General features: G+C 39.2%; 10 protein-coding genes and 1 pseudogene. 5 read left to right on the top strand and 6 right to left on the bottom strand.

From position 1 onward, the window contains the following. Together FTU62_RS13205 and FTU62_RS13200 are read left to right on the top strand one after the other, a co-directional pair. Positions 1 to 110, top strand: a pseudogene (locus tag FTU62_RS13205) (IS5/IS1182 family transposase); the annotation flags it as partial. 257 nt (positions 111 to 367) lie between these two features. Beyond that, positions 368 to 832 carry a MarR family winged helix-turn-helix transcriptional regulator gene (locus FTU62_RS13200; protein ID WP_078193646.1) on the top strand — a complete coding sequence of 155 codons (465 nt, stop codon included), beginning with the start codon at positions 368 to 370 and terminating at the stop codon, positions 830 to 832. Positions 833 to 852: 20 nt separating this feature from the next. Here the strand turns inward: FTU62_RS13200 and FTU62_RS13195 are convergent, their stop codons facing one another. Next, positions 853 to 1512, bottom strand: a complete 660-nt coding sequence (locus FTU62_RS13195) for an SOS response-associated peptidase family protein (protein ID WP_078193721.1) — start codon at positions 1510 to 1512, stop codon at positions 853 to 855. Positions 1513 to 1550: 38 nt separating this feature from the next. Here FTU62_RS13195 and FTU62_RS13190 point away from each other — a divergent pair, with 38 nt between their 5' ends. Both FTU62_RS13190 and FTU62_RS13185 read left to right on the top strand, forming a co-directional pair. Then, positions 1551 to 1832 carry a hypothetical protein gene (locus FTU62_RS13190; protein WP_180102910.1) on the top strand — a complete coding sequence of 94 codons (282 nt, stop codon included), beginning with the start codon at positions 1551 to 1553 and terminating at the stop codon, positions 1830 to 1832. An 18-nt stretch (positions 1833 to 1850) separates the two neighbouring features. Then, positions 1851 to 2204: a hypothetical protein gene (locus tag FTU62_RS13185; protein ID WP_180102909.1), complete on the top strand. Its 354-nt coding sequence runs from the start codon at positions 1851 to 1853 to the stop codon at positions 2202 to 2204. A gap of 408 nt (positions 2205 to 2612) precedes the next feature. On the opposite strand, the gene FTU62_RS13180 is transcribed toward FTU62_RS13185, so the two are convergent. The 5 genes from FTU62_RS13180 to FTU62_RS13160 form a co-directional block, all read right to left on the bottom strand. Next, positions 2613 to 4055 (bottom strand): aldehyde dehydrogenase family protein, encoded by a 1443-nt coding sequence (locus tag FTU62_RS13180; RefSeq protein ID WP_180102908.1) that lies wholly within the window; start codon positions 4053 to 4055, stop codon positions 2613 to 2615. A 111-nt stretch (positions 4056 to 4166) separates the two neighbouring features. Next, the gene (locus FTU62_RS13175; RefSeq protein WP_180102907.1) at positions 4167 to 4643 is read right to left on the bottom strand and encodes a hypothetical protein; all 477 of its coding nucleotides are present in this window, start codon (positions 4641 to 4643) and stop codon (positions 4167 to 4169) included. 88 nt (positions 4644 to 4731) lie between these two features. Continuing rightward, positions 4732 to 6894, bottom strand: coding sequence for a malate synthase G (locus FTU62_RS13170; protein WP_180034698.1), 2163 nt, complete (start codon positions 6892 to 6894; stop codon positions 4732 to 4734). 525 nt (positions 6895 to 7419) lie between these two features. Continuing rightward, positions 7420 to 8571, bottom strand: a complete 1152-nt coding sequence (zapE, locus tag FTU62_RS13165; RefSeq protein ID WP_111885050.1) for a cell division protein ZapE — start codon at positions 8569 to 8571, stop codon at positions 7420 to 7422. Between the two features lie 85 nt (positions 8572 to 8656). Continuing rightward, positions 8657 to 9664 (bottom strand): AraC family transcriptional regulator, encoded by a 1008-nt coding sequence (locus tag FTU62_RS13160; RefSeq protein WP_180007330.1) that lies wholly within the window; start codon positions 9662 to 9664, stop codon positions 8657 to 8659. Between the two features lie 157 nt (positions 9665 to 9821). Here FTU62_RS13160 and FTU62_RS13155 point away from each other — a divergent pair, with 157 nt between their 5' ends. Then, the gene (locus tag FTU62_RS13155) at positions 9822 to 11351 is read left to right on the top strand and encodes an NAD(P)/FAD-dependent oxidoreductase (protein WP_180102911.1); all 1530 of its coding nucleotides are present in this window, start codon (positions 9822 to 9824) and stop codon (positions 11349 to 11351) included. Positions 11352 to 11370: the final 19 nt, after the last annotated feature.

Genomic DNA, 11370 nt, shown 5'->3' with positions numbered 1-11370 from the left:
TAAAAACTTTCAAAATCCTTGCCGAGCGATATCGTAATCGAGGAAAAAGACTGGGCTTAAGATTCAATTTAATTGCAGGAATCTATAATTTAGAGCTGAGCAAAAAATGAATTATGAAAGAAGTCTAATATTCAATTCAAATTAAAAACTTATTTATTTTCACTACACTATCTCTATATCTGACCTTAGTTTTAATTTCTTTTAAGCATTTAGACAGAATATCAATATAATCTATTTAGATAATCTAAAAATGAGATATCTTCTACTTTCTATTTTTTTATTGTGAACTCTTGCTATTACCCTCTATTTTTCAATAGAATGTTAAAACATTAAATAAAATTAAAACAAATATTCAGGGGACTCCTTTATGACAAAAAAGTATTCAAAATTTTTACCATCCACCGATGACTTTAGTTTAGAAAATTTTCCTTTCTACTGGGTTACTCAGGTGCATTCACAATATGTTTTAAACGTCGACCATGCCTTAAAAAAGTATGGCGTTGATAATTCACGTCGTCGTATCCTGCTAGCACTCAAGTCTAAACCACATGCTAGCGTTTCAGATTTATCTGAAATGGTCGTATCTAAAATGTCGACCACAACCAAGATCGTTTATCGCTTAAAAGATGAAGGCTTGGTAGATACTTATTCTTGTGAAGATGATGCACGTATTACCCGGGTTGTATTAACTGATAAAGGCACTGCAATGACGCAGAAGATTAACGATCTAACGAATGTCGTTCTAGAGCAATCTTTTGAAGGCTTAACCCCCCTACAAATTGAAAAAACCATGGAAAGCTTAAAGCATATCTTTAAAAACTTAGCTCGATAAGCATTTGCATCACCGAAATATCAATCGAAAAAGTTCAGTTGGGGACTGATTTTTTCGATTTTTATTTTGGGTGCGTGCGCACATTCAAACTCATCAACAGGAAAACCTTGTACAAAACTTTGGATGTTGGGTGATTTCCAACTTAGCCATTCCTCTAATCGCGCATGGGGAATCACAATGACCGAGCGCTTTACATTGCCCGGCTCATGAAAGTGTTTCATCATCTCATGCTGAATAGCATCCATCGTAATCATGGTACTTGAACGTACAATCTCGTCACCTTGCCGACAAATGTCATATAAGGCAGCTATATAAAACGCTTCTCCATCTTTGCGCTTAACACTCCAACGCTGCGGCTTATTATCGATATACATTGACTCATAAAATTCAGACACGGGTATCACGCCAAACTTACATTTTGAGATCGCATTAATAAAAGTAGGCTTTTGATACAAAGTTTCATTTCGAGCATTATAGGTTTTAAGTGCGATTGATTTGTCTGCGGCCCATTTAGGCACCATGCCAAAATTCACTTTTCGCCACTCTAACCCTTGTTCAGACTTAAAGAGTAACGGCAAATCATAATTTGGATAGACTTCCTCAGGATATTCAAAGCTGATTTCAGGCAAGTTTTGAGACTTTAATTGCGATAAGGTAATCGGTTTGAAATTAGCACACATATTTGCCATAATCCGCAAAAAATCAATCTTTATAATAAATGAAAAATCTAGACCGAAGTCGCTTTATCGTTTTAATTCTAATTTCAAGCCTATATTCAACCGCACATGCCGCAAAAGTCTCTGTACATACCGTTTCATTTCTACCTTTTAGTCTCGACGCGCTCTATCTCAACGTATATCCATTTAAACAAGACCTAATCAATGAGACTGAGATTCCGGCAGGCAAATACCGCATTCAATATAAGCATTTTCGCAATCAGCAAATGATCAGTACACATCATTGGGTTACGGTCAAAAATCTTCCCAACACCCAAGAATAACAATTTTCATTGGTCATCTTGCCTGATGGTGAAGTAATCAATGTCTCTGACTTTAAAATTACTTCTCCAGAGATGTTTCCTGAAATCCGTTTTGCAAAACGTGCTCAAAATAGTTATCGCTTGATGCAAAATCAGCAAAGACAAAGAGATCAGTTTGGCATGATTCTTCCTGACGTAGATGAAGCCCATACGACGGAATTGGAAGATCAATTTGGCTGGTTTACGGTGAACGAAGATGAAGGGCGTGTCAGGACTAATTGTACAGGCACGTTTAAAATCAATCCTCAAGATGCCTCCCCTATTTCACTACTGCAAATTCAGCTCTTCAGTTTAATTATCAACAAGGAAACAAAATACATAACGCATATTTAGCGTTTAGTGATAACAATCCGCTTATTCCAATTGCAGATCGAACAATTCATGAGTCTACGCATTACAAAAAGGGCTTGAAGTTTGATCTGCATATTAACAATATACAAAAAATGAAAACCGAGAGTATTTCTTCTAATTATTCAATCTACAATTACAAGGTTCAGGTCAATCTGTATATGACGGCCTTGCAGCGTAAACCTATGCTGTTGATGAATCACAAAATGTACTATCAGGATAATTGTTCAAGCCAAGATATTGGCTCTTTTCTGTATTACAAAACACGTTGGAGTCGTTTTTGGGACTATATACTTCCTGATATTTCATGGAAATAAACTAGAAATGTCCTGCATAACAGAACCTGCAGTGAAGTCTATTGCACAAGATAAAATAGACTTCAATTTGTGTATTTTAAGCAGGGAACGTTTGCCAATGGGTGCGGGTAAATTCCTCAAATATCCACTCACCATTAAAGCGACCAAGGCCTGAATTCCGTTCACCGCCAAAGGGTGCATTAGAATGATCCGCCACACTGATGCCATTGATATGCGTCATGCCTATATCGAGTTTGGCCGCAAACTCTCCGCCGCGTGCTAAATTTGAGGTACATACTGCACTCGATAAACCAAATCGGGTTGAATTCGCCAATTCAAGTGCATGCGCTTCATCTCGCGCTTTTAAAATCGGCAAGATTGGCCCAAAGCTTTCTTCTAATGCAATATCAGCATGTGCATCCACATGGGTGAAAATATGCGGTGCAACCAATTGACCTTCAATACCACCTGCGTAGGCTAAAATTGCATCTTGCTGAATGGCATTTTGAATAATAGTTTTTAATTTATCGATTTGCGACTTATTGATAATGGGCCCTATCAGGGTTTCAGCATCATTCGGATCACCGACCACGATGCTTTTTACCCGTTTAATTAATTTTTCAACATAAGCATCGTGCAAGGATTCATCCACAATCACTCGATTGGTACTCATGCAAATTTGTCCTTGATGCAAAAAACGCCCCATCACGGTCAGTTCAACGGCTAAATTTAAATCTGCATCATCTAAAATGACCAAAGGCGCATTGCCGCCAAGTTCCAGCGCTAAACGCTTAATCCGTGAACTTACCAAAGCTTTCACCCCCACCTGTTGACCCACTTCAGTTGAACCTGTAAATGAAATCAATTTAGGTACAGGATGCTCTACAAAATAGTCGCCAATTTCACTGCCGCTGCCTGCAACGACATTTAACACACCATGCGCTAAACCCGCTTCTTCAAATAATTTCCCGAGTAACGTTCCACCTGTCACTGGCGTGTCACTTGCAGGCTTCAGTACCACACTATTGCCGCAAGCAATCGCAGTCACCACAGAACGCATCGACAAATGAAATGGAAAATTCCAAGGGCTAATCACTGCTATGACTCCCAAGGGTTTGCGCAGTACAAAACTCTTTCGACTCGGATCTTTACTCTCTAGCTCCACGGTGTGCATTTTTTCAGGAAAACTCAGCGATTCTTGGATAATGCCGAGCGCCGCATCAACTTCAATATTGGCTTTTAAACGTGTACTCCCAGATTCATCTATCAGCCATTGAATAATTTCTTCTCTGCGCTGCTGAATGGTTTGAGCTAATTTGTTGATAACTTGCTGACGTACTTTAATAGACTTGGTCTTTTCTGATTTAAATGCTGCTGCTGCCGCACTATAAGCACTGTCTACATCGACACTGCTGGCAGCCTGCAATTCAAAAATTTCTGCTTGGCTAAAGGGATTGATATTCTTGATGTGACGCGTTGAAGTCCCTGCTCGCCATTGCCCACCAATATATTGCAAATCTAATGCGGTATAAGCTGACATCGTTTCCATCCTATTTTTATCATTCATCCCAATGTAAAGGCTTCAGCATTGAAAAGCTATGAGAAAAACAGGATAAAACTTTATAATTAATTTCTTTTACAACCTTATACTTTAAACAGGCTGATGAATCTGCCGCATCGCTTTATAGATTCGCCAATAAATATAACAGCTAATGATGACTTCAAAACTTAGATCTTTAACTGTGGTGAGTTGCTCAAGCACAGCCTCCTCCATGTTTAGGGTCAACATGGGTAACAGCCCTTCGACAACAACAGCGATCAAGATAAAGAGGACTAAACTCTGAATCGTTACGGGCAAATACAATGCAATAAAGCGCTTTAAAAAATCTCGGCCTTGCTCGCCGCCATTGGCTTTAAATATGGCATTCACCCAACTAATCAGCAGACCAACTTGTAAAACAAACGAAGCCCAAGCTTCTGTAGGTTTGGATTCTGGGGTTAACGTCAGTGCTAAGTAGCTAAAGAAAATCAATATTGAGCTGACAATATAGTAGTTTTTATAATGGGTTTCAGAGACTTTATTCAGTCTTATATCATCCACCAACCGATTTACATTCCATAAATACATGGAGTTTCCTTTTCATTTTTTATGTCGACATTCTAACTTTCTCAAGCAATAAAAAAAGCCTCCGAAGAGGCTTTTTTTGATTTACAGATTAGTCACCTGTATAACCTTTTAATTTTAAACGGTAAGCATGTAATAGAGGCTCTGTATAACCAGATGGCTGCTCGCCGCCTTTGAATACTAAGTCATAAGCAGCTTTGTATGCATAACCATCAAAGCTTGGTGCCATTGGCGTGTAAAGTGGATCGTTGGCATTTTGCTCATCCACAACTTTCGCCATGCGCTTAAATACTTCTTCAACTTGTTCAGCAGTTACGATACCGTGACGTAACCAGTTTGCAACGTGTTGAGAAGAAATACGTAAAGTTGCACGGTCTTCCATCAAACCAACGTTGTTGATGTCTAGAACTTTTGAACAACCTACACCCAAATCAACCCAACGAACCACATAACCCAAGATACCTTGAAGGTTGTTTTCGAGTTCTTTGGTTTTCTCTTCTTCAGACCAGTTTGTATCTGTCGCTAAAGGCGGTGTTAACAAATCATCTAAAGATAGTGGCTGAGTATTCAACAACTCTTTTTGACGCTCAGAAACATTGCACTGATGGTAGTGAATCGCGTGAATTACAGCGCCAGATGGAGACGGAACCCATGCACAGCTTGCGCCAGCTTCTGGATGCTCAATTTTAGTTTTGTACATATCAAGCAACATATCTGGTTTTGGCCACATGCCTTTACCGATTTGCGCTTTACCACGTAAGCCTGCTTGTAGACCGATCATCACGTTACGGTTTTCATACGCTGGGAACCAGATTTGAGACTTCACTTCGCCTTTACGAACGAATGGACCTGCTTCCATGAAAGTATGGATTTCATCACCCGTACGGTCCATGAAACCTGTATTAATAAAGATCGTACGATCTTTCGCTTGCGCGATACAGTTTTTCAAGTTCACAGAAGTACGACGTTCTTCGTCCATGATACCGATCTTCAAAGTCTTCGCAGGTAAACCAAGCGCTTGTTCAGCACGCTCAAATAATTCAACTGCAAATGCAACTTCTTCCGGACCGTGCATTTTTGGTTTAACGATGTACATAGAACCTTTACGAGAGTTCTTGTTTTCGTTTTCGCCTTTAATGTCTGCAAAGGTCAATAACGGTGTGATCAATGCATCCATGATGCCTTCGTAGATTTCAGCACCATCTACAAGGATCGCAGGGTTTGTCATCAAATGACCTACGTTACGAAGCAACATCAATGAACGACCGTGAAGCGTAGTTTCACCACCGATTAAATTTTTGTGCGTACGATCTTTATTTAATGTACGCGTGATGGTCTTACCATTTTTCTCGATTGACTCAGAAAGCGTACCTTTCATTAAGCCTAACCAGTTACGGTAGCCTTCAACTTTCTCTTCAGCATCAACTGCTGCAATTGAGTCTTCTAAGTCTTGAATTGTGGTTACCGCAGCTTCAAGAACTAAGTCTTTAACACCCGCAGCATCAGTTGAACCAATTGGGCTCGTCGCATCAATTTCAATGATTACATGCAAACCATTGTTTAAGAGTACGATTTCGGTTGGCGCAGCTTCGTCACCATTAAAACCAACAAACTGAGCTTCTTTCGCTAAAGTTGCAGTTGAGCCATCTTTTAGGCTTACAACTAACTTTTTGCCTTCTACAGCATATTTAGTTGCATCTGCATGCGAACCATTAGCTAGCGGGAAAGTTTCATTTAAGAAGTTTTTAGCAAATTCGATAACTTTTGCGCCACGAGCTGGGTTATAGCCCTTACCTTTTTCCGCGCCGTCTTCTTCAGAGATCACGTCAAAACCGTAAAGAGCATCGTAGAGTGAACCCCAACGTGCGTTCGCAGCGTTTAAGCAGTAACGTGCATTACGTACAGGCACTACTAATTGCGCACCAGCCAATAATGCGATTTCTTCGTCTACATTTTCTGTGCTGATTTGGAAATCTTCTACTTCTGGTAATAAGTAGCCAATTTCAGTAAGGAAAGCTTTGTAAGCTTCGAGTTCAAATTTGTTGTTGCGGTGCCATTCATCAATTTTCGCTTGAATGTCGTCACGCTTAGCCAATAGTGCTTTGTTCTTTGGGCTAAGATCGACAACGACTTGTTCAAAGTTTTTCCAGTAAGTTTCACTGTCTAAACCTGAACCCGGTAGTGCTTCATTTTCGATGAAATCGTAAAGTTCTTTAGCAATCGCTAACTTGCCTTTTTGAATACGTGCAGTCATTGTCTTTCCTGATATTGCTATTTTTTATAACAAGAGATTCTAGTATACCCATTTATACTTTGCTGAATAGTACTATCACATTCCTAAATAATGATCATTTTCTATGTAATGAAATACCCTCATCATTCAACATAATAAAGATCAGAAATACAACGTCATCATCAGCCTGAATACCTTTTTACAGTGTATAAAGTTTTTGAAATGTCGAAATTAGACTTAAGTGCAGAATTTTGTTCTAAAACTGAACAAATAGACCCAAGCGTCAAACAAACTCACTCGATTAAGCCATGAAATGCTGCCAATGTCGATGCTACAACTTCAACCAATCAGTTTAAATTTAACGCTTTTATCGATGAATTATTAAACAGCCATACTTCTTATTTAATGATGCTTTTATCATGAGACTTTGCTTTAACTTCTATTGTTCGTTCCACAGCTTTTCTTAATTTATACATGTTTTCTAAAACTAAAAATCAAAAAAAAGAACGCCATCAAGACGTTCTTTTTTCATTCCAACAGAAACGCTTAATTTTCTGCCGTAGATTCTGGTGCATTGATTTGACGGTGAGAGGTATGTAGATAATCATCAGATTGCATTTCCAATAAGCGCGAACGTGTACGCTCAATTTCAAATGCCAATTTTTCACCTTGATATAATTCAATAATCGTATCTTCTGAAGTAAGCAACAACTTCACACCACGGTCATAAAACTCATCAACTAGATAGATAAAACGACGAGTCCCTTCAGACAAATAATCCGTCATGTGCGGTACATTACTCACTAAGACCGTATTATAAATATTGGCAATTTCAATAAAGTCCGCTGGACTACGTGGTTTTAGGCAAAGCTCAGAATATTCACACCACAGCACATCTTCCGTATGACCAATGGTTTCTACAATACGCTGATTAATAATAATTGGCTCTTGTGAAACCGTTTGGGTTTGCGTTAATGCTGTAAAACGCTGTGCCATCCACAACTTATGTTCATGTGTTAAAGGCGACTTAAACAACTGCGCTTGTTTCAATACACGTAAACGATAGTCTACGCCTGAGTCTACATTTAAAATCACACAGTTCTTTTTTACCATTTCAATGGTTGGGATAAAACGGTCACGGTGGATCCCGTTTTTATATAAACCATCTGGTGCGATGTTAGATGTTGCAACAAGAGTGATCCCACGCGTAAATAATTTTTGGAATAGATCACTCAAAATCATCGCATCTGTGACATTGGATACAAAGAATTCATCAAAGCAGATCACGACTGCTTCTTTATAAATTTGGTCGGCAACAAGGTCGAGTGGATTACGCTGACCTGAAAGCTTATTTAATTCACGGTGTACGTACTGCATAAAGTGATGGAAATGCATACGAGTTTTGCGTCGAAATGGCACAGAATCATAAAACTGATCCATCAGCCACGTTTTACCACGTCCTACACCGCCCCACATATACACCCCTTTCGGTGCAGTTTGACGACGGAAACGACGAAACGCTTTTTTAGAAGCCTTAAAACGTTGGATTAATTCTTGCCAAACTCGATCCAACTCATGCACCGCTTGCGCCTGTTCCTGATCTGGTAAAAACTGACCAGATGCTAAGGCTTGAGCATAACGCTCAGCCGGTGAAATCGGAGTAAATGCGGTGTTGTGTGGTGACTGAAAATCTGACATATCATTAAATACTTTTTTGGGGCTAAATGAATTATAACGAAGAATAAACTCGAAGATATAACACTTTGGCAGTAAAGCGCATTGGCTATTTATTATATTGTCTCGGACTATGCCCAAACCAACGTTTAAACGCATGATTAAACGCCGCAGGTTCTGAATAGCCCAGCAATTCTGCAATCATTTCAATTGAATATTCATTATATTCAATCATACGGAGTGCTTTATCTTTAATAATATCTTCACGAATTTGCTTATAACTGGTATTTAACTGTTGCAGTTGATGACGCAAAGTTCTTTCAGGCAAGTTCAACGCTTGAGCAGTTGCTGCCATACTTGGCATCGCACCACTTTGTAATTCCAAATAATCTTGCACACGTTGAACCAATGATGGCGCATCTTCATCGGCGCTTAAACGTTCTAACTCCGCAATACATTTCGACTCATATAATCGAAAAGTAATAATATCTGCGGAAGGGATCCGAATATCTAAAACATCTTCATCGAACCAAAATGCCGCAAATGGCGCGCCAAATCGAACTTGAGAGCCATAATAATCAGTAAACATTTTTAATTTTTCGGGATCTTTGGGTTCAGCAAATGGCAAATCAATTTGAACTTGTGGTGTCGATAACCCCATCATTTTGTACAGATCACGGATGAATTTATAAGTTCCTGAAATCTCTGAATGCGCCAATAATGCACCCAGTGTCGCATACACATCTTGTGGTTGATAACATAAAGCCACTTTATGCTGGCTGATTTGCAAACTTAAACGCCCAGTTAGATGCGTCAACTGTTGAAAGCGAATCCCCTGATTTAAAGCTTGGCGTAAAGTATCACTGGTGACCAATAACATCAGCAACGGGCCATAACCCGCCAATGTATAATGCTGACCAATAAATAACCCTTGCTCAGGTTCTACATCTTTACCAATGACTTTCAGTACATCCCACTCCAAACTCGGATGAATCACTGAAGTAGGATCGAGTGCATCGACACGTAGCCCAATGGTTTGCAAACGTTGATCGACATCTACGCCTGCTTTACGCATTCCTTGTACTAAATACATCAGGCTTAGAATAGATCGTTTCATAAATCGTAAAATGACATTAAATTTCTTCTTTTTTACTACAAATTTGCAATTATGAACATTGCCGTTTCGATCAATTTTTCTGTCATCTCAATCATATTGTTCTGATCATGAACTCAAGTATTCTTAGCTTGTAATCTCGCTTGGAATTAAAAAAATGATGCAGGAAGCGCAAACAAAAACAGTGCAAACCCCAAAAGCCAATTCTGAAATACATACACAAATCGCCATCATCGGCGGTGGTTTTGGTGGTATTGCTATGGCGATACGCCTTTTACAACAAGGTAATCAAGATTTTCTGATCCTCGAAAAAGCCAATGATTTTGGTGGAACCTGGCGTGAAAACCGCTACCCTGGCGCTGCGTGTGATGTGCAATCACATATGTATTCGCTTTCTTTTGCACCCAAAACAGATTGGTCAAAACGTTATGCTGAAGCGCCGGAAATATTTGACTATATCCAACAGGTCACCCGTGAATATAATTTAAAACAATTCTGTCGCTTTAACAGTGAAGTACTTTCAAGCCAATACAATGAATCAACCTGCGACTGGCATTTAGAACTCAAAGATGGCGTTGAAATTACCGCTCAATATGTGATTTTTGCATCTGGCCCGTTACATGTCCCACAAATTCCACATATTCCAGGCATTGAAAAATTTAAGGGTAAAGTGTTCCATTCTTCGCAATGGGATCATCAATATCCATTAGCAGGTAAAAAGGTCGCATCGATTGGTACAGGCGGCAGTGCCATCCAATACATTCCAGAAATTGCACCACAAACTAAACAACTATATGTTTTTCAACGTACCGCGGCTTGGGTCATTCCACGAGATGAACGTAGTTATCATGGTTTAGAAAAAGCATTATTTAAAAAATATGATTGGTTTCGAAAAATTCACCGTGCTCGCTTGTATTGGACCAACGAATCACGTGTCGTGCCAATTGTTAAGCCGACCACCATGAAGTATGCGCAAAAACTGGCAGAACTATATATTAAGTATCAAGTGAAAGATGCTGAACTTGCCAAAAAACTAACTCCAAACTACATCATGGGCTGTAAACGCATTTTAATTTCTAATAAATACTTTCCAACCTTTAATCGACCTAATGTGGAATTGGTCAGTGATGCAGTACAAGAAATCACTGAAAATGCCATTATTACCAAAGATGGAAAATCCCGTGAAATTGACTGCTTAATCTATGGGACTGGCTTTATTACCGATCCAAGAATTTATTTAAAATCATTTGAATGTATTGGTGAAAATGCTCAAGAACTCAAACAAGTGTGGCAGGCTGGCGCAGAAAGCTTTTATGGCATTTGCACCAAAGGCTTTCCAAATCTGTTCCAATTATTAGGCCCCAATACCGTACTTGCCCATAATTCAGTGGTATTTATGATTGAGGCACAAGTCGATTACATCTTACAAATGATGCAATTGGTTTCAAAATCTAATGTTCAAGCCATCGCTGTTAAAGATCAGGTGCAAGATCAATTTAACACTCATGTACAAGACATGCTTGATGGCACGGTATGGCAATCAGGCTGCGTGAGCTGGTATCAACAAAATGGCGGTAAAAATTTTGCACTGTGGCCAACTTATACATGGAAATATTGGCTGGCTACTCGAAAAATAAATCCAGCCGATTTTCGACTCCTCAGTAAAACAAAATCTAGTCATGCAGCTTAAGCAATAACAGGTCATAATA

This window comes from Acinetobacter sp. YH12126 (assembly GCF_013418745.1).
Lineage (GTDB): Bacteria > Pseudomonadota > Gammaproteobacteria > Pseudomonadales > Moraxellaceae > Acinetobacter > Acinetobacter amyesii.
This window is presented reverse-complemented; position numbering and strand designations above follow the sequence as displayed.